Source organism: Neobacillus sp. NPDC093182 (genome assembly GCF_044754045.1).
The window spans coordinates 77,361-96,695 of the sequence record NZ_JBIVOI010000013.1; the positions used below are offsets into that span (position 1 = coordinate 77,361).

The 19,335-nt window shown below is 40.4% G+C and carries 16 protein-coding genes; 15 read left to right on the plus strand and 1 reads right to left on the minus strand.

All coding sequences use genetic code 11. The annotated features are described in order from the left end of the window. Window positions 1-111 precede the first annotated feature (111 nt). From ACIQAA_RS22110 to pyrE, 13 genes are all read left to right on the plus strand, one after another. Window positions 112-408, plus strand: a complete 297-nt coding sequence (locus ACIQAA_RS22110; protein WP_402623751.1) for a hypothetical protein — start codon at window positions 112-114, stop codon at window positions 406-408. A gap of 79 nt (window positions 409-487) precedes the next feature. Further along, on the plus strand, window positions 488-979 hold the full coding sequence (gene lspA / locus ACIQAA_RS22115) for a signal peptidase II (protein WP_402623754.1): 492 nt from the start codon (window positions 488-490) through the stop codon (window positions 977-979). Beyond that, window positions 951-1,862: an RluA family pseudouridine synthase gene (locus ACIQAA_RS22120; RefSeq protein ID WP_402623757.1), complete on the plus strand. Its 912-nt coding sequence runs from the start codon at window positions 951-953 to the stop codon at window positions 1,860-1,862. Before lspA ends, ACIQAA_RS22120 begins: the two co-directional genes overlap by 29 nt. Before the next feature lie 177 nt (window positions 1,863-2,039). Beyond that, a complete protein-coding gene (gene pyrR / locus ACIQAA_RS22125) occupies window positions 2,040-2,582 on the plus strand; it encodes a bifunctional pyr operon transcriptional regulator/uracil phosphoribosyltransferase PyrR (protein WP_402623760.1) in 543 nt (180 codons plus the stop codon). Window positions 2,583-2,748: 166 nt separating this feature from the next. After that, window positions 2,749-4,059 (plus strand): solute carrier family 23 protein, encoded by a 1,311-nt coding sequence (locus ACIQAA_RS22130; protein ID WP_402623763.1) that lies wholly within the window; start codon window positions 2,749-2,751, stop codon window positions 4,057-4,059. A gap of 160 nt (window positions 4,060-4,219) precedes the next feature. Continuing rightward, on the plus strand, window positions 4,220-5,164 hold the full coding sequence (locus tag ACIQAA_RS22135; protein WP_402623766.1) for an aspartate carbamoyltransferase catalytic subunit: 945 nt from the start codon (window positions 4,220-4,222) through the stop codon (window positions 5,162-5,164). Next, window positions 5,124-6,413 (plus strand): dihydroorotase, encoded by a 1,290-nt coding sequence (locus ACIQAA_RS22140; RefSeq protein ID WP_402623769.1) that lies wholly within the window; start codon window positions 5,124-5,126, stop codon window positions 6,411-6,413. The genes ACIQAA_RS22135 and ACIQAA_RS22140 overlap by 41 nt, the downstream gene beginning before the upstream one ends. After that, on the plus strand, window positions 6,410-7,516 hold the full coding sequence (locus tag ACIQAA_RS22145) for a carbamoyl phosphate synthase small subunit (protein ID WP_402623772.1): 1,107 nt from the start codon (window positions 6,410-6,412) through the stop codon (window positions 7,514-7,516). Before ACIQAA_RS22140 ends, ACIQAA_RS22145 begins: the two co-directional genes overlap by 4 nt. Continuing rightward, on the plus strand, window positions 7,495-10,701 hold the full coding sequence (gene carB, locus ACIQAA_RS22150; RefSeq protein ID WP_402623774.1) for a carbamoyl-phosphate synthase large subunit: 3,207 nt from the start codon (window positions 7,495-7,497) through the stop codon (window positions 10,699-10,701). Before ACIQAA_RS22145 ends, carB begins: the two co-directional genes overlap by 22 nt. Continuing rightward, complete coding sequence (locus ACIQAA_RS22155; RefSeq protein WP_402623776.1) at window positions 10,698-11,471, plus strand: dihydroorotate dehydrogenase electron transfer subunit; 774 nt, start codon at window positions 10,698-10,700, stop codon at window positions 11,469-11,471. The genes carB and ACIQAA_RS22155 overlap by 4 nt, the downstream gene beginning before the upstream one ends. Then, window positions 11,468-12,409, plus strand: a complete 942-nt coding sequence (locus tag ACIQAA_RS22160; RefSeq protein WP_402623779.1) for a dihydroorotate dehydrogenase — start codon at window positions 11,468-11,470, stop codon at window positions 12,407-12,409. The genes ACIQAA_RS22155 and ACIQAA_RS22160 overlap by 4 nt, the downstream gene beginning before the upstream one ends. After that, window positions 12,381-13,097 (plus strand): orotidine-5'-phosphate decarboxylase, encoded by a 717-nt coding sequence (gene pyrF, locus ACIQAA_RS22165; RefSeq protein ID WP_402623782.1) that lies wholly within the window; start codon window positions 12,381-12,383, stop codon window positions 13,095-13,097. The genes ACIQAA_RS22160 and pyrF overlap by 29 nt, the downstream gene beginning before the upstream one ends. Then, complete coding sequence (gene pyrE / locus ACIQAA_RS22170) at window positions 13,094-13,726, plus strand: orotate phosphoribosyltransferase (RefSeq protein WP_402623785.1); 633 nt, start codon at window positions 13,094-13,096, stop codon at window positions 13,724-13,726. Before pyrF ends, pyrE begins: the two co-directional genes overlap by 4 nt. Before the next feature lie 30 nt (window positions 13,727-13,756). Here the strand turns inward: pyrE and ACIQAA_RS22175 are convergent, their stop codons facing one another. Next, a complete protein-coding gene (locus tag ACIQAA_RS22175; protein ID WP_402623787.1) occupies window positions 13,757-15,469 on the minus strand; it encodes an Rqc2 family fibronectin-binding protein in 1,713 nt (570 codons plus the stop codon). Window positions 15,470-15,661: 192 nt separating this feature from the next. Between ACIQAA_RS22175 and ACIQAA_RS22180 the strand changes: the two genes are divergently transcribed. After that, the gene (locus ACIQAA_RS22180) at window positions 15,662-18,340 is read left to right on the plus strand and encodes a calcium-translocating P-type ATPase, SERCA-type (protein WP_402623790.1); all 2,679 of its coding nucleotides are present in this window, start codon (window positions 15,662-15,664) and stop codon (window positions 18,338-18,340) included. 117 nt (window positions 18,341-18,457) lie between these two features. Further along, window positions 18,458-19,333 (plus strand): YicC/YloC family endoribonuclease, encoded by an 876-nt coding sequence (locus tag ACIQAA_RS22185; protein ID WP_402623793.1) that lies wholly within the window; start codon window positions 18,458-18,460, stop codon window positions 19,331-19,333. Window positions 19,334-19,335: the final 2 nt, after the last annotated feature.

A 19,335-nucleotide genomic window follows, 5' to 3' on the forward strand; every position in this document is an offset into this window, starting at 1 on the left:
TCATTTTTTAACCTTTTCCGTTAATTGTTGTTGTGGATGTCAAATGTTTTCCCGGGTCAGACCAATTTATAGGGAGATAATATAAGAAATGACTTAACGGAGGTTACAACTATGAATGCAATGCAGGAAGAGCTGTTTTGGGAACTCCGTAAAACACAATTAGAAATAGTAAGATCATTGAGAAATAGGCAGAAAAATGAATGGATTTTCACGGTGTTAGAGGAGGAATTAGCGGATATTACAACGGCGATTCAAAAGTTAGAAGAAGGTAATTTTGGACAATGTGAAACTTCAGGGGAACCGATACCCGAATATCTTTTGAAAATTATGCCGACGATTAAGACCTCTAGGGATTCAGAGATTTTGGAGCATTTTTATCGGAAACCAATTAATTCCACGGTTTTCTAGCGTTACATTGTCGTTTAGATGAAGATTATGCTAAAATGCTAAGGAGTAAAGTCAACGTGTGAGATGGAGGTATTCCTTAGTGTTTTATTATTTAATCGCAATTTTTATTATTTTATTGGACCAAGTGACAAAATGGATGATTGTCACAAAAATGTATCTTGGTGAAAGTATCCCAATCATTGAGGATTTTTTGTATATTACTTCTCACCGAAATCGGGGGGCAGCATGGGGGATATTACAAGGACAAATGTGGTTCTTCTATGTGATTACCGCTATAGTAATAATTGCGATCATTTATTACATTCAAAAAGAAGCAAAAGGTAAGTGGCTGTTAGGTGTTTCCTTAGCATTTATGCTGGGAGGCGCAATCGGTAATTTTATCGACCGCTTATTTCGTAAAGAAGTTGTTGATTTTATTCATACGTATATTTTCAATTATAACTTCCCAGTTTTTAATATTGCGGATTCAGCTTTAGTCATTGGCGTGGTATTATTAATGATTCAAATGCTGCGTGATGAGCGTGAAACAAAGGAGAAATCATATGGAGAAAATGGTACACACCATTCTTGAACAACAAAAGGGAGACCGAATTGATAAAGTTATTTCAACTTTAGATGAAGAATGGTCAAGAACTCAGGTTCAGCAATGGATTAAAGAAGGAAACGTCCTAGTAAATGGACAAAAAATTAAAACGAATTACAAATGCAGTATGAATGATGAAATCGAGATTACGATCCCCGATCCAGAATTACTAGATGTAATTCCGGAAGAAATGGATTTAGATATTTATTTCGAAGATAAAGATGTTTTAGTGGTTAATAAACCAAGCGGGATGGTGGTTCATCCAGCACCTGGACATTTAACAGGAACACTTGTTAATGGATTAATGGCTCATTGTAAGGATCTATCAGGAATAAATGGTGTTTTAAGACCCGGTATCGTTCATCGTATTGATAAAGACACTTCTGGTCTATTAATGGTGGCAAAAAATGACATGGCACATGAAAAGCTTGTAAACCAATTAGTGGAAAAAACCGTTACCCGGAAGTATAGAGCCATCGTTCATGGAGTAATTCCCCACGATTTTGGAACGATCGATGCGCCGCTTGGAAGAGATACAAAAGATCGCCAAAGTATGACCGTGGTCGATAATGGGAAGAATGCTGTTACTCATTTCCATGTGATTGAGCGGTTTAAGGATTTTACGTTTGTGGAGTGTCAACTGGAGACAGGCCGGACACACCAAATTCGTGTTCATATGAAATACATTGGTTATCCGCTTGCAGGTGACCCAAAGTATGGTCCAAAGAAAACATTGGATATTAATGGACAGGCATTGCATGCAGGAATCCTTGGATTTAACCACCCTAGAACCAACGAATACCTAGAATTCGAAGCGCCGCTGCCGAAAGAATTTGAGGAGTTAATAGAGCAATTGCGAAATAACCGTTGACATATTTGTCGAATTAAAGTACGATAACAACAGTTGAATATGCCTTTAAATCAGTCCAGTGAGGCTGAGAAGGAACGGATAAATTGGTTGGGATACCTATGCCCATACTAACAAACTCTTGTACCTCTCACCTCAAAGCGTGAGAGGTTTTTTTATTATATCAGGCGGGTGAGATGAGTGAATCAAAAAGCAGTAGTATTAGACGCACAAGCAATTGGAAGAGCATTAACAAGAATTGCCCACCAAATCATTGAAAAAAATAAAGGGATTGAAAATTGTGTGCTTGTAGGTATCCGTACCAGGGGAATATTCATTGCAGAAAGACTTGCTGCAAAAATCGAAGAAATTGAAGGAAAACCGATACCTGTAGGTGAATTGGACATCACCCTTTACCGTGATGATTTAACCAAGAAAACCGATGATCAGGAACCTCTCGTGAAGGGGTCAGATATTCCGGTTGAATTAAAAGATAAAAAAGTAATCCTCGTTGACGACGTTTTATATACCGGCAGAACCGTTAGAGCAGGACTTGACGCAATCATGGACCTTGGCCGTCCCTCAACGATACAACTGGCTGTGCTGGTTGACCGCGGTCACCGCGAGCTGCCAATTCGAGCAGATTATGTGGGTAAAAACATCCCAACTTCTAGCAGCGAAAAGGTAGTTGTTGAATTGCAAGATGTCGATAAGGTTGACCAAGTAAGTATCTTTGAAAAGTAAATAGCAGCCCTTTTAATTGCAGTCCTGTGAGGCTGACAAAGGGGAAAATGCCATCATTAAAGCTGAAATGGCATTTCCATACCCTCTTTGTACACTCATGGACAAAGAGGGTTTTTTTATTAGAAAACACAGACATAATAATAGGAAAGATCGTGGAGGAGAAAAAATGAACAACAAACCCATCCTAGACGTAAATCAGATACCAAATCCTGCCCAATGGCTTACTTTAAGCTTACAACATTTATTCGCTATGTTTGGAGCAACGATTCTTGTTCCGTATCTTGTTGGGTTAAGTCCAGCAATTGCATTAATATCAAGTGGTTTAGGAACACTCGCTTTCCTCATGATTACAAAATGGCAGGTACCTGCATACCTCGGTTCTTCGTTTGCATTTATTGCTCCAGTCATTGCTGCAAAAGCAGCAGGCGGCCCAGGGGGAGCGATGATTGGTTCCTTCCTTGCAGGTCTTGTATACGGAATTGTCGCTTTAGTCATTAGTAAGGCAGGACATCGCTGGATTATGAATTTACTTCCACCGATTGTAGTCGGTCCAGTGATCATCGTTATCGGATTAGCGCTCGCTGGTACTGCTGTTAATATGGCAATGAATAATCCTGCAGGAGAATATAGCTTGATTCATTTCTCCGCCGCTTTAGTAACCTTAGCAGCAACTATTATCTGTACCATTTACATGCGCGGCATACTGAGCATTATCCCGATTCTGGCAGGTATAGTGGTAGGGTACCTGTACTCCTTTGCAATCGGCATTGTGGACTTCAAGCCGGTATTGGAAGCAAATTGGTTTGAAATGCCTGAATTCATTATTCCTTTTGTAAGTTACGAAGTAAAAGTAACATGGGACCTAGCACTTCTAATGGTGCCAGTCGCTATCGTAACACTTTCTGAACACATCGGACACCAGCTTGTACTAAGTAAAGTAGTTGGACGTGACTACATTAAAGAACCAGGTTTACACCGCTCTATTTTGGGGGATGGAACAGCAACAATTATTTCTGCATTGATTGGCGGACCTCCGAAAACCACTTATGGTGAGAATATCGGAGTCCTTGCAATCACTCGGGTTTACAGTGTGTATGTTATAGCAGGTGCAGCCGTTCTCGCAACGATCTTTGGATTTATCGGAAAAATCACCGCATTAATTAGTACAATCCCAACTCCTGTTATGGGCGGCGTCTCCATACTGCTCTTTGGAATCATAGCTTCATCCGGTTTACGTATGCTCGTTGACAGTAAAATTGATTTTGGCAACAATCGAAACTTGGTGATATCATCAGTCATTCTAGTCATTGGAATTGGCGGTGCTTTTATAAAAGTATCAGAATCTTTCCAGATTCAAGGTATGGCATTTGCGGCAATTGCCGGTGTTCTTTTACACCTAATCCTGCCTGGAAAAGAACCAGTTAATGAAGATATGTTTGAACAAACTGTAGAAAAAGATAAACACAAAACTGCATAAGGATAATTAACCTTTTAAAAGTAGTCCAGAGAGGCTATAAGGGTGTAATACTAAGTCATGGCAATGTGACAGCACATTCATGAACTTGGTAAGATTTATTGCACCCTGATCTATTACGGTCGGGGGCTTTTTTTACAAAAAAAAGAGATGGGGGAATAGCATGTTAAATCACTTGCTAACCACAAACGAGCTTAAAGTTGAAGAGATCTATCAAATTTTAACAGAGGCGCAGCAATTTGCTGATGGAATGAACTGGAGTCCAGAAGGACAAATGTTTACTGCTAACTTATTTTTCGAGGCAAGTACAAGGACAAAATCGAGTTTTGAAGTAGCAGAGAGAAGGTTAGGTTTAAAGGTCATTCCATTTGAAGTCCAAACTTCTAGTGTTCAAAAGGGAGAAACGCTGTACGATACGGTAAAAACATTGGAATCAATTGGCGTTAATACGGTTGTCATTCGCCATGGGCAAGATCGTTACTTTGATGAACTCGTTGGAAAAATAAATATCCCGATAATTAATGGAGGAGATGGCTGTGGTCATCATCCTACCCAATCTCTTTTAGACCTCTTAACCATCTATCAGGAGTTTGGCACTTTTACCGGCTTGAAAATAGCCATCATTGGTGACATAAGGCACAGCCGAGTCGCACGTTCCAATGCCGATACCCTGACTAGATTAGGTGCTGATGTTATTTTCTCAGGACCAATTGAATGGTTTGACCATCATAGTCTAAGTGCTGCAAGATTTAGACCAATCGATGAGGCAATTGTGGAAGCTGATGTGGTCATGCTCCTGCGCGTTCAGCATGAACGGCACCAAAAGAAGGGAAGCTACACAGCAGCGGATTACCATAGACAATTTGGGCTTACATTAGAAAGAGAGAAGATGATGAAGCCTCACGGTATCATTATGCACCCGGCACCAGTAAATCGAAATGTTGAGATATCTGATAGCTTAGTAGAATGCAAACGTTCAAGAATCTTCAAGCAAATGGAAAATGGTGTATTTGTAAGAATGGCTGTTTTAAAGAGGTCACTAGAAAGTTTAAAAGGAGTGTATGGAAATGAAACTACTTATTCAGAACGCCAGCTGCATAGCATTTAACGGCGATAAGTCAAAGACCGATATTTTAATAGAAGATGGGAAAATTGTAAAGATTGCTAAAGAAATAGAGGCAGCAGCAGATCGAAAAATTAATGCGGAAGGAATGCTGGTTTCTCCAGGGTTTATCGATTTACACGTCCATCTCCGTGAGCCAGGAGGCGAGAAGAAAGAAACGATTGCAACTGGTACTCGTGCAGCAGCTAGAGGTGGTTATACAACACTTGCTGCAATGCCGAATACAAGACCTGTCCCCGATTCAGTGGAACAAATGGAATGGGTACAAAACAGAATTCAAGAAACAGCAAGTGTCCGTGTTTTACCATATGCTTCGATCACGGTCAGACAGCTTGGAAGGGATTTAACGGATTTTGAGGGGTTAAAAGATGCTGGAGCATTCGCATTTACAGATGATGGTGTCGGGGTACAATCAGCAGATATGATGTTAAAGGCAATGCAAAAGGCAGCCGCAGTTAACATGGCGATTGTTGCCCATTGTGAAGAAGACACATTAATAAATAAAGGCTGTGTCCATGAAGGTACTTTTTCCAAAAGGAATGGATTAAACGGAATTCCATCCGTTTGTGAGTCTGTCCAGATTGCAAGGGATGTTCTGCTTGCAGAAGCTGCAGGGTGCCATTATCACGTTTGCCATGTCAGCACAAAAGAATCTGTTCGTGTGATTAGGGATGCAAAAAGAGAAGGGATTAAAGTCACTGCGGAAGTCACGCCGCACCATTTATTATTAACTCAAGATGATATCCCAGATAATCTTGACCCAAATTTTAAAATGAACCCGCCACTTCGCGATCAAGCTGACAGAGAGGCGTTACTTGAAGGACTATTGGACGGAACAATCGATTTTATTGCAACCGATCATGCACCACATACAAGAGAAGAAAAAAATGAAGGAATTGAGCTTGCTCCTTTTGGGATTGTCGGGTTAGAAACTGCGTTTCCTCTTCTTTATACACATTTTGTCTTAAAGAACATTATGAGTCTTGAACAGTTAATTGGTTTTATGACAAGAAAACCTGCTGAAACATTCTCTCTTCCATTTGGAACGATTGAAGCAGGCGCTCCTGCAGACATCGTATTATTGAATCTTGATGAAGAAAGAGAGATTGATCCACAAGAATTTCTCTCTAAAGGGAAAAACACTCCATTTAGCGGCTGGAATTGTAAGGGGTGGCCAGAAATGACGATTTTTAATGGGCAAGTAGTTTGGGAAAAAGGACGTGTAACAGTATGAAAGCACAGCTTATTTTAGAAGATGGAACGATTTTTATCGGCGATGGTTTTGGAAGTCATATGGATACAATCGGAGAAGTCGTCTTTAATACAGGAATGACAGGCTATCAAGAAATACTTTCAGACCCATCTTATTGCGGGCAAATTGTTATGCTGACGTACCCGCTGATTGGAAACTATGGAATCAACCGAGACGATTTTGAAACCATTAACCCTGCGGTGAAAGGCTTTATTGTAAAAGAAGCAGCGGAATTCCCTTCCAATTGGAGAAGTGAATTTACGATGGATGAGTATTTTAAAATGAAAAATATCCCTGGAATTGCAGGGATTGATACACGTAAATTAACAAGAATTATTCGTCAATATGGAACATTAAAAGGAGCGATTTGCTCGATTGAAAGTGATCCAAGTGAAGTAATTAGTAAACTAAGACAGACAAAACTGCCGATCGACCAAGTGAGAAGAGTCTCTACAAAAAATTCTTACCCAAGTCCGGGCAGAGGAAAAAGAATTGTGCTTGTTGATTTCGGGATGAAGCATGGTATTTTACGAGAATTAAATAAACGTAATTGTGATGTGGTTGTGGTGCCTTACCATACAACGGCGGATGAAATCCTGCAATTACGGCCAGATGGAATTATGCTTTCCAATGGACCTGGGGATCCAAAGGATGTCCCAGAAGCGATTCATATGATTAAACAGTTACTGGGCTTAGTACCGATATTTGGAATATGCCTTGGACACCAATTATTTGCATTAGCATGTGGTGCCAATACAGTAAAAATGAAATTCGGACATCGAGGTTCTAACCATCCTGTTAAAGATTTAACAACAGGGAAAATCGCGATTACTGCACAAAACCATGGTTTTACGGTTGAAGAAAAATCCTTACAGAATACAAGGCTGGCAGTTACCCATATCGCCCTAAATGATGGAACAGTTGAAGGCTTAAAGCATCTAGATTATCCTGCATTTACTGTTCAATACCACCCAGAAGCGTCACCTGGACCTGAAGACGCAAACCATTTATTCGATCAGTTTCTTGCGATGATTGAAGCTGAAAAACAGGAGGTTTCCACAACATGCCAAAACGTACTGATATAAACTCCATTTTAGTGATTGGTTCAGGACCAATTGTCATCGGCCAGGCAGCAGAATTTGATTACGCAGGCACCCAGGCTTGTATTGCACTTAAAGAAGAAGGTTATCGTGTTATACTTGTAAACTCTAATCCTGCGACAATTATGACAGATACAGAGATTGCGGACGCTGTTTATATTGAACCGTTAACGGAGGAATTTGTAAGCAGAATTATTCGCAAAGAACGTCCAGACGCACTTTTGGCAACTCTTGGCGGTCAAACTGGTCTGAATCTAGCTGTTGAGTTATCAAAATCAGGAGTCTTAGAAGAGTGTGAAGTGGAGATTTTAGGAACAAAGTTATCCGCGATTAAACAAGCTGAGGACCGTGATTTATTCCGCACGCTAATGAATGAACTTGGGGAACCTGTTCCTGATAGTGAAATCATCCATGAATTAGCGGAAGCACATGCATTTGTTGAAAAAATCGGATTTCCTGTCATTGTTCGTCCTGCTTATACACTCGGCGGTACTGGAGGCGGAATTTGCCATAATTCACAAGAGCTGGATGAAATCGTTACGAGTGGTTTAAAGCACAGTCCTGTAAGTCAATGTTTACTTGAGAAAAGCATTGCCGGTTATAAAGAAATTGAATACGAAGTAATGCGTGATGGAAATGACAATGCCATCGTCGTATGTAATATGGAAAACATTGATCCTGTGGGCGTACACACAGGCGATTCGATTGTTGTGGCACCGAGTCAAACATTAAGCGACAGAGAATATCAGCTATTAAGAAATGTTTCTCTTAAAATTATTCGTGCACTAGGAATAGAAGGAGGCTGTAATGTTCAGCTGGCACTAGACCCATATAGCTTTAACTACTATATTATCGAAGTAAATCCAAGGGTAAGCCGTTCTTCGGCACTTGCTTCAAAAGCAACTGGTTATCCAATTGCGAAACTTGCAGCAAAAATTGCAGTAGGCTTAACGCTGGATGAAATGCTTAATCCTGTAACAGGAAAAACATATGCAAGTTTTGAACCGGCTCTAGACTATATCGTTACAAAAATTCCGAGATGGCCATTTGATAAATTTGAATCAGGCAACCGTTCACTTGGAACCCAAATGAAAGCTACTGGCGAAGTAATGGCGATTGGACGTACATTTGAGGAATCTTTATTAAAAGCAATCCGCTCGTTAGAAGCTGGTGTATATCATTTCGAATTAAATGGAGCAGAAGAAATCAGTGATGAATTATTAGAAAAACGAATTTGCAAAGCCGGAGATGAGAGACTCTTTTACATCGCTGAAGCACTTAAGCGAGGGATCACGGTAGAAACCATCCATCAATGGAGCCAGATTGACTTGTTTTTCTTAAATAAGTTCCAGGGAATTATCGATTTAGAAACAAAACTTGCTTCGAACCAAATGGATATGAATATCCTTAAGGAAGCGAAGCAAAAAGGCTTCTCTGATAAAACGATAGCCCAGCTTTGGAATCAAAAGGAACAGGATATATACAATCTTCGTAAAGATCTGGGTATGATTCCAGTATATAAAATGGTAGATACGTGTGCAGCTGAATTTGAGTCAGAAACACCTTACTACTATGGAACCTACGAAGAGGAAAATGAATCAATTGTCACCGACAGACAAAGTGTTATTGTTCTTGGTTCTGGTCCAATCCGTATCGGACAGGGGATTGAGTTTGATTACGCAACGGTTCATTCTGTTCAAGCGATAAAAGAAGCTGGTTATGAAGCGATTATTATTAATAATAATCCAGAAACGGTTTCGACTGATTTCAGTATCTCGGATAAGCTTTACTTTGAACCACTAACGATTGAGGATGTAATGAGTATTATTGATTTGGAAAAACCGCTGGGTGTAGTCGTACAATTTGGCGGGCAGACAGCGATTAATCTTGCTGCTAAATTAGAGGAAAATGGGGTGAAAATTCTCGGAACAAGCCTAGAGGATTTGGATCGTGCAGAGAACAGGGATAAATTCGAACAAGCTCTCGTACAGCTCGATATTCCAATGCCGCTTGGAAAAACTGCATTATCCGTTTCAGAGGCAGTTGAAATTGCTAATGAAATTGGCTACCCAGTCCTTGTGCGCCCTTCGTATGTACTCGGCGGCAGAGCAATGGAGATTGTCTATCGCCAAGAAGAACTTCTTCATTATATGGAAAATGCGGTTAAAATAAATCCTGAACATCCAGTTTTAATTGACCGCTACTTAACAGGAAAAGAAATAGAAGTAGACGCGATCTGTGACGGTGAAAATGTGTTGATACCAGGAATTATGGAGCATATTGAACGTGCTGGGGTCCATTCTGGGGATTCGATTGCGGTTTACCCGCCGCAGACACTTTCAGAAAGTATCAAACAAACACTCGTTGAATACACAGAAAAAATGGCGAAAGGTCTAAACATTGTTGGACTGTTGAATATTCAGTATGTAATTTCAAAGGATCAAGTATATGTCCTTGAAGTCAATCCGCGTTCAAGCCGTACGGTTCCATTCTTAAGCAAAATCACAAATGTTCCAATGGCTAAAATTGCGACAAAAGCAATCTTAGGAGTTTCCATTGTGGAACAAGGCTACACACCTGGGATCGTCCCTGAAAAGAATGGTGTTTATGTAAAAGTTCCAGTTTTCTCCTTTGCAAAATTAAGAAGTGTTGATATCACGCTTGGACCGGAAATGAAATCAACCGGTGAAGTAATGGGAAAAGATAGTACCCTTGAAAAAGCTCTTTATAAAGGCTTAGTTGCCTCAGGTATGAACATTCAAAAATTCGGTACGGTATTGTTTACAGTCGCGGATAAAGATAAACAAGAATCATTAAAGCTTGCTAAACGCTTTGCTGCAAACGGCTACCGCTTAATGGCGACAGGTGGTACAGCTGCGGTTCTTCAGTCAGCTGGTCTGCCGGTTAAGGTCATTGGAAAAATTGGCTCAGAAGGCAAAACGCTGCTGGACGTTATTCATAATGGCGAGGCCCAATTCATTGTCAACACACTAACAAAAGGAAAGCAGCCTGAACGTGATGGCTTTAGAATCCGTCGTGAAGCCGTTGAAAATGGAGTTCCATGCTTAACTTCATTAGATACAGCAGACGCCATACTTAAAGTGATCGAATCAATGAATTTTTCAGCAGAAGCCATGGCAGTAGAGGAAAAGGAGGTTGTTTTTGCTTGATAAAAAAGGAATTATGCAAAATCATCTCCCAAAAAGAAATTGCAAAAGATATTTTTCAACTAAGTGTTGAAGCAGATTTCGTGAATGAGATTAACGCACCTGGACAGTTTGTGCATATTCGGGTTGCGAAAGCACTAGATCCGCTGCTGAGAAGACCGATTAGTATCTCTTCTGTTGATAAGCTTAACGCTCAATTTACGATGATTTATCGCAAAGAAGGAAAAGGGACTACACTGCTTGCTGAAAAAGGCCCGGGAATGCTGCTGGATATTCTCGGTCCCTTAGGCAATGGTTTTCCTGTCAATGAAGTCAATGCAGGGGAAACTGCATTACTTGTTGGCGGCGGGATTGGTGTTCCACCGTTATATGAACTTTCTAAGCAGCTGACTGCAAAAGGAGTAAAGGTGATCCATGTCCTTGGTTTCCAGACAGAATCTGCTGTATTTTATGAAAAAGAGTTTTTAGAAAACGGGAACACTTATATTACAACAGTGGACGGTTCTTACGGGAAAAAAGGTTTTGTTACGGATATTATCAAAGAGTTAGATTTTGATTGTTTATATACTTGTGGCCCAACACCTATGCTGAAAGCTATTGAAAAACAGTATTCTCATAAGAAAGTGTTTCTATCGTTAGAAGAAAGAATGGGCTGCGGGGTAGGAGCATGCTTTGCGTGTGTATGCAAAACAAGCAATGAGGCAGAAGATGTATCCTATAAAAAAGTTTGCAGTGATGGCCCAGTTTTCCGTGCCGGGGAGGTATTAATATGAGCAGACTGAACATACAGTTACCTGGCTTAAACTTAAAGAACCCAATCATGCCTGCTTCAGGATGCTTTGGATTTGGAAGAGAATATAGCCAATTCTATGACTTAAGTAAACTTGGAGCGATTATGATTAAAGCCACGACGGTGGAACCTCGATTCGGAAATCCAACTCCGAGAGTTGCAGAAACATCATCAGGAATGCTCAACGCAATCGGTCTGCAAAATCCTGGGTTAGATAAAGTAATAAGCAATGAACTTCCGTGGTTATCGCAGTATGATGTTCCGATTATTGCCAACGTTGCAGGTTCACTGGAAGAAGACTACATCGAGGTTGCAGCTGAAATCTCTAAAGCTTCCAATGTTCATGCATTAGAATTGAATATTTCCTGCCCGAATGTAAAGACGGGGGGAATCGCTTTTGGTACGATTCCGGAGGTTGCCAAGCAGTTAACCAGGAAAGTAAAAGAAGTTTCCGAAGTTCCGGTCTACGTCAAGCTGTCACCGAACGTAACCAATATTGTGGAAATGGCCAAAGCGGTAGAAGATGGTGGAGCGGATGGTTTAACGATGATCAACACGCTTGTAGGAATGAGGCTGGATCTAAAGACAGGTAAGCCAATCTTAGCCAATCGTACTGGCGGTCTATCAGGACCAGCGATTAAACCGGTCGCACTACGGATGATTTATGAAGTGAGTCAGGCAGTAAATATTCCAATTATCGGGATGGGCGGTATTGAGTCTGCTGAAGATGTAATTGAATTCTTCTATGCCGGCGCAAGTGCCGTTGCCGTTGGTACAGCCAACTTTGTGGACCCGTTTGTGTGTCCAGCCATTATTGATGAATTACCATCGTTATTGGACCAATTAGGCTATGAACACATCAGTGAATGCAGGGGAAGGAGCTGGCAGGAGCATGGACAACTCGCTTATCATCGCGCTTGATTTTGCGAATCGTAAAGAGGTAGAGCAATTTTTACAGCCATTTAATGGGAAGCAGCTGTTTGTAAAGGTTGGAATGGAGCTGTTTTATCAGGAAGGTCCTGAAATTGTTCATTATTTAAAAGGTAATGGTCATCGTATTTTTCTAGATTTAAAGCTTCATGACATTCCGAATACTGTAAAAAGTGCGATGAAGGGTCTTGCAAGGCTCGAATGCGACCTTGTAAACGTACACGCTGCAGGCGGTAAAGAGATGATGCGTGCCGCTTTAGAAGGATTAGATGAAGGGACCGCAGCTGGAAGAAAGCGTCCAGCATGTATTGCAGTTACCCAGCTCACAAGTACATCCGAAGACCAAATGAATAAAGAACAGCTGATTTCAGTTCCACTTGAAACCTCTGTTCTCCATTATGCCTCACTCGCAAAAGAAGCTGGTTTAAATGGAGTCGTTTGCTCTGCATGGGAAGCATTATCGATTCGTGAAAAATTGGGTAATAAATTTTACACCGTTACACCAGGCATACGTATGGAGGAAGACAGTACTGGAGACCAAAAACGAATCGCCACCCCTGAATTTGCAAGAAATGCAGGTGTTTCCTCAATCGTCGTAGGGCGTTCGATTACAAGATCAAATGATCCAGTGAAAAGCTTTGAAAAATGGATGGAAGCATGGAGGAGTATACAAGTATGAAAAAGTTAATAGCAGAAAAATTATTGACCATCAATGCAGTTGCATTAAAGCCAAATGAACCATTTACTTGGACTTCTGGATTACGCTCGCCTATCTATTGCGACAACCGGCTGACACTTTCGTATCCGGAGGTAAGAAGAGAGATTGCAAAAGGGCTGCAATCCATTATTCTAGATAAATATCCTTCCGCAGATGTAATTGCTGGTACAGCAACAGCTGGTATTCCACATGCTGCATGGGTTAGTGAGTTATTAAATTTACCAATGTGTTATGTACGTTCGAGTGCAAAAGGACATGGCAAAGGGAATCAAATTGAAGGTAATGTGGAAAAGGGTCAAAAGGTCGTCGTCGTTGAGGATTTAATTTCTACTGGCGGCAGTGTAATAACAGCGGTTCAAGCATTAAGAGAGGCTGGCTGTGAAGTACTTGGAGTTGTGTCCATTTTTACATATGGGCTTGATAAAGGGAAGGAAGCATTCGCACAAGAAGATATTAAAAGTGAATCACTTACAGATTTCACGAACCTAGTTGAAGTCGCTATTGAAAAGGGCTATATAAGCAAAAACGATCAAGAGAGTTTACTTTCTTGGAGTAAAGCTCCATCAGAATGGAGCAAAAGATTTGAATAATGGAAAAAGCCCCGGAAATCCGGGACTTTTTTATCTTTTCTTAAGTTTAAGAACAAGCTCCTCTTCTGGTGTTACATACACTGTCTGTTGATTATCATAGATAACAAAACCGGGCTTCGCACCGCTAGGTTTTTTTACATGCCGTACTTTTGTGAAATCGACGGGTACAGAGCTGGAGTTTCGAGCTTTACTATAATAAGCAGCCAAGTTCGCGGCTTCATAAATCGTTTCTTCAGATGGTTCTTTGCTGCGAATGACAACATGTGATCCAGGAATGTCCTTTGTATGAAGCCAGATATCATCTCTTGCTGCCAGTTTATTGGTTAAATAATCATTTTGCTTATTGTTTTTACCAACAATCAACTCAGTGCCATCAGAAGAAAGGTAATGGTCTAAAATAGGTTTAGCATTGGATATCTTTTTCGCATTTCGTCTTTGGCGGTCGCGGATATATCCCCCTTCCACCAGTTCCTCGCGAATTTCCTGAATGTCCTTAGGGGAAGCTGACTGCACCTGCTGCAGTAAATTTTCAAAATAAAGGACTTCCTCACGAGCTTTTTCAATTTGTTCGATCACGATGGAAACAGAGTTTTTGGCCTTCTGGTATTTAGAAAAATACTTTTGGGCATTTTCTGATGGCGTCTTCCGTGGATCCAAGGGTATGGCAACTGTACCGCCCATTTCATCGTAATAATCCATTACCTCAATTTCTTTCATCCCTTTTTTTGCAACATAAAGATTGGCTGTTAACAATTCCCCGAAACGTTGAAGCTGGTCTGCTTTTTCAGCCTCTCTTAATGTGCTCTCTAACTTTTCAATTTTTTTCTCATTCTTTTCTTTTTCATTGATGATTAACCGCTCAATATCATTTCCTTGCTGCTTAACCCTGTCTCGTTCCGCCTTTCCAAAATAAAAGCGGTCAAGCATTTCACTTAAGGTGGAAAAGCTTTTCACTTCCCCTTTAATATGTTCTAGTGGAAAGAGGTAAAACACTTCCTTATTATCTGTTGACATAATAGAAGGGACGAGCTCTCCACTCTTGATTCTTTGTATCAATTGAACAAACGCAGCCGGTACTGTTGCTCGGTTGGCAATGCCGCTTTGGAAAATAACTTCTTTCGCGAATAGTGGTGAAGTTCCAGCAAAATGTTCAACAATTTGCCGATCAAGCTTCCCGCTATTAAAATCAATCTTTCTCAATATATCTTCAGTACCAGCCATAAAAGGGTTTTGCTTGTTTTGTTCTGGCGGGTAAATATATATCTGCCCTGGCAATATCGCTCTGTGACTGTTTACCGCAAACGAAACGTGCTTAACGCTGTCGAGAATGATATTCCTCGTTTTATCAACCAGTACTATATTACTGTGTCTCCCCATTATTTCGATGATTAACTGTTTGTAGCTGACATCACCGATTTCATTCCTGCCTCTGATTTCAAAAATAATCATCCGATCATTTTCTACCTGGTATACATCCTCTAATATATAGCCCTCAATATGCTTTCTAAGCAGCATACAGAACATTGGCGGTTCGCTGGGATTTTCATATGCTTCATTGGTGATCTGTACACGCGCGTAGCTGGGGTGAGCAGAGAATAATAATTTTTGGTTCACTCCATTTGCACGGATTGTTAGAATTACTTCATTTTTATAAGGCTGATGTACTTTGTTTATTCTTCCGCCCTTTAGAGTGCGCGAGAGTTCATCGACCATTGCTTTTGTAAATAAACCATCAAATGACATGGAAAACATCCTTTACTTCAAACTATTTCTTCCCTTTAGTATAGCTTACAAGGTTAGAGTATGTCTCATTTTATCTTGTTCATGCAGTTATCATAACCCGTCTGAATTATCATAGCATTTTTTGGGACGAGGCTGAATAAGCTTTCTTTAGAGTAATGTCTAAGAAAAACTAGGGGGAAGTGAGATGGTCGGATGAAATTCCATGAGATGGAGATAAATCAAGTAGAAAAGGTCTTAGATACCGACTTTTCTTCTGGGTTATCACCAGAAGCAGTAAAGAAACGAATAGCTCAACATGGGCTTAATGAATTGCAGGAGGGGGAAAAGCAATCTGCTTTGCTCTTATTTTTTAGTCAGTTTAAAGATTTTATGGTCTTAGTGCTGCTCGCAGCCACGCTTTTATCAGGATTGCTCGGTGAATATATTGACGCGGTAGCGATTATTGCAATTGTGATTATTAATGGATTTCTTGGATTTTTTCAAGAAAGACGAGCTGAGAGATCGCTTCAGGCTCTAAAGGAATTATCTGCTCCACAGGTTTCCGTGTTACGGGACGGCCAGTGGATAAAAATACCTTCTAAAGAAATCGTTGTAGGGGACGTCATTAAGTTTTCGAGTGGAGATAGAATTGGGGCAGATGTAAGGATTATTGAGTCCAGAAGTTTAGAAATCGAAGAGTCCGCACTTACTGGAGAGTCAGTGCCGGTATCAAAACATACAGATGTATTAAAAACCATCAACCCCGGGATTGGTGATATGGAAAACATCGCCTTCATGGGCACGATGATCACTAGGGGAAGTGGTGCAGGAGTCGTTATCGCTACAGGGATGAAAACAGCGATGGGGCAGATTGCCGATTTACTTCAAAACGCAGAATCACAAGAAACTCCATTACAGCGCCGCTTAGAGCAGCTTGGTAAAATTTTGATAACAGTAGCACTAGTTTTAACTGTTCTAGTGGTTGGAATTGGAGTGTTACAGGGACATGAGCTTTATACGATGTTCTTAGCGGGTGTATCCCTTGCAGTAGCGGCCATTCCTGAGGGTTTACCGGCAATTGTAACGGTTGCATTGTCTCTTGGAGTTCAAAAAATGATTAAGAAAAATGCGATAGTCAGAAAGCTGCCGGCAGTCGAAACGCTTGGCTGTGCGTCGGTTATTTGTTCTGATAAAACGGGAACAATGACGCAAAACAAAATGACCGTTACCCATTTATGGAGCGGTGGGACCACTTGGACAGTCGACGGTGTGGGCTATCAGCCTCGTGGAGACTTTTACCGTAATAATACCCGTGTCCAGCCAAAAGATGAAAAAGCCTTGCAGCAAATGCTCATCTTTGGGATGATTTGCAATCATTCGGAATTAAAAATCAAAGATGAGGATTATATTCTTGACGGGGATCCGACAGAGGGTGCGCTGCTTGTTAGTGCTATGAAAGCGGGATTGGATCGTACAAATTTATTGGATGAATTTACCATCGTAAAGGAATTCCCGTTTGACTCTGCGAGAAAAATGATGAGTATGCATGTAAAAGACAAGCAAGGCAGGAATTTTATCGTAACAAAAGGGGCTCCGGATGTAATTATTGGTAAGAGTGAATCCATCCTTTGGGATGGCAAGACACAATATCTTGGACAGAGTGTTCAGAACCAAGTCCAAGACGCTATCAATCACCTTGCTTCACAAGCTCTTAGGACGATTGCGATTGCCTTTAAACCTATTCCAGCCAATACAATTATCCTAAGTGAAAATGAAGCAGAAAGTAAATTAACCTTTATTGGAGTTCAAGGAATGATTGACCCGCCTAGACCAGAGGTTAAAGACGCGGTGAAAGAATGTAAAGAAGCAGGAATTAAAACAGTAATGATTACTGGTGATCATGTGATAACCGCTAAAGCGATTGCCGCACAGCTCGGTATCTTAACGAAAAAGAGTATGGTTCTTGATGGGAATGCTTTATCAAACATGTCCGTTGAGGAGCTTGAGGAAGTAGTAGATGATGTTTCTGTATTTGCCCGCGTTTCACCAGAGCATAAATTAAAAATTGTTAAGGCTTTACAAAATAGAGGTCATATTGTTGCCATGACAGGTGATGGTGTAAATGACGCACCAGCGATTAAAGCTGCGGATATCGGTGTGGCCATGGGGATTACAGGAACAGACGTGGCGAAAGAAGCCTCATCACTTGTATTATTGGATGATAATTTTGCAACAATCAAATCGGCAATAGAAGAAGGCAGAAATATCTATGAAAATATAAGGAAATTTGTCCGATACTTACTGGCTTCAAATGTAGGTGAAATTTTGGTCATGTTGTTTGCGATGATACTGGCACTTCCATTGCCACTCGTTCCGATTCAAATCCTTTGGGTTAATTTGGTAACGGATGGACTGCCAGCAATGGCATTAGGATTGGACCGTCCTGAAGAGGATGTAATGAAACGTAAACCGCGTAGTCCAAATGAAGGTGTATTTTCTCGAGGATTAGGCTGGAAAGTAGTCTCCAGGGGTTTTCTTATTGGAATCGTTACCCTATTAGCCTTTATGATTGTCTATAAACAGAATCCGGAAAACCTGCAATATGCACAAACGATTGCATTTGCAACACTCGTGCTGGCGCAGCTCATTCATGTATTTGATTGTAGAAGTGAAAAATCCGTTTTATCTAGAAATCCATTTGGGAACCAATACCTTGTTTGGGCGGTTGTATCATCCCTCGCATTAATGATTGCAGTAATTTACTACCCGCCATTCCAGCCAATTTTTCACACCTTACCAATCTTAGCAAAAGACTGGCTTTTGATTATCGGTCTCTCATCAATACCAACTTTTTTACTAGCAGGAACATTTTTGTTAAGAAAAACAAAATAAAGTGTGTTATAATCCAAAAGGTAGTAGAGATGACTCTATTACCTTTTGTTAGTTTTCGCAAAAAAACTATATACTTTACATAGCAGGTTAACCGCTCAGAAGATTGGAGTGTCCTTGATGGTTATAAGTATGACGGGCTTTGGGAGAAGCAGAATTTCCTCTGCCTCTTATTCTGTAAATGTGGAAGTAAAAACAGTCAACCATCGTTTTAGTGAAATAAATGTTCGGATGCCGAGGCAGCTGTTAAAGGTAGAAGATAAGATTAAGAAAAAATTGAATCAGCATCTCCGACGCGGCAGGGCTGAAGTTTATATAATGATAGAAGGGGAAGGTGCAGTTACTCGGAAAATTCATGTTGATTGGAAGCTGCTCGAAGAGTACTACCTGTTTATTAAAGAAGCACGTGATAAATTCAATATTGAAGGAAAAGTTTTACTTCAGGATTTATTGACACGTAACGAATTTTTACATATTGAAGAAAATGATGCCGGCAACGAAGAATTGGAAAATTTAGTACTAAGAGCAACAGAAGAAGCAGTTTTACTATGTAAGCAAATGCGAGTTACTGAAGGAGAAGAGCTGCGAAAAGATTTGCTAACTTCTTTATTACAATTAGATACAAATATTGATAAACTAAGAGAATACGCTCCTCTAGTTGTCTCAGCCTATAAAGAACGTTTAATGAAAAGAATTGAGGAATTAGTACAAGGACAAATTGATGAAAGTCGTGTATTAACCGAAGTGGCCATCTTTGCTGATAAAATTGATATTAACGAGGAATTAACAAGGTTAAATAGCCACGTCCAGCAATTTAAGCAAACATTAAACGAAACGGAGCCTATTGGAAGAAAACTTGATTTTCTTGTGCAGGAAATGAATAGGGAAGCAAATACAATTGGGTCAAAAGCAAATGATTCATCTATTACTAAAAAAGTAGTTGAAATAAAAAGTTTGCTTGAGAAACTGAAGGAACAAGTTCAAAATATTGAATAACA

Coding starts and splice junctions, on each gene's coding strand:
- ACIQAA_RS22180 (WP_402623790.1), top strand. CDS start 15,662: ATGAAATTCCATGAGATGGAGATAAATCAAGTAGAAAAGGTCTTAGAT.
- ACIQAA_RS22130 (WP_402623763.1), top strand. CDS start 2,749: ATGAACAACAAACCCATCCTAGACGTAAATCAGATACCAAATCCTGCC.
- ACIQAA_RS22110 (WP_402623751.1), top strand. CDS start 112: ATGAATGCAATGCAGGAAGAGCTGTTTTGGGAACTCCGTAAAACACAA.
- ACIQAA_RS22135 (WP_402623766.1), top strand. CDS start 4,220: ATGTTAAATCACTTGCTAACCACAAACGAGCTTAAAGTTGAAGAGATC.
- ACIQAA_RS22140 (WP_402623769.1), top strand. CDS start 5,124: ATGAAACTACTTATTCAGAACGCCAGCTGCATAGCATTTAACGGCGAT.
- pyrF (WP_402623782.1), top strand. CDS start 12,381: ATGGACAACTCGCTTATCATCGCGCTTGATTTTGCGAATCGTAAAGAG.
- ACIQAA_RS22185 (WP_402623793.1), top strand. CDS start 18,458: ATGGTTATAAGTATGACGGGCTTTGGGAGAAGCAGAATTTCCTCTGCC.
- ACIQAA_RS22160 (WP_402623779.1), top strand. CDS start 11,468: ATGAGCAGACTGAACATACAGTTACCTGGCTTAAACTTAAAGAACCCA.
- pyrE (WP_402623785.1), top strand. CDS start 13,094: ATGAAAAAGTTAATAGCAGAAAAATTATTGACCATCAATGCAGTTGCA.
- carB (WP_402623774.1), top strand. CDS start 7,495: ATGCCAAAACGTACTGATATAAACTCCATTTTAGTGATTGGTTCAGGA.
- ACIQAA_RS22120 (WP_402623757.1), top strand. CDS start 951: ATGGAGAAAATGGTACACACCATTCTTGAACAACAAAAGGGAGACCGA.
- ACIQAA_RS22145 (WP_402623772.1), top strand. CDS start 6,410: ATGAAAGCACAGCTTATTTTAGAAGATGGAACGATTTTTATCGGCGAT.
- ACIQAA_RS22175 (WP_402623787.1), bottom strand. CDS start 15,469: ATGTCATTTGATGGTTTATTTACAAAAGCAATGGTCGATGAACTCTCG.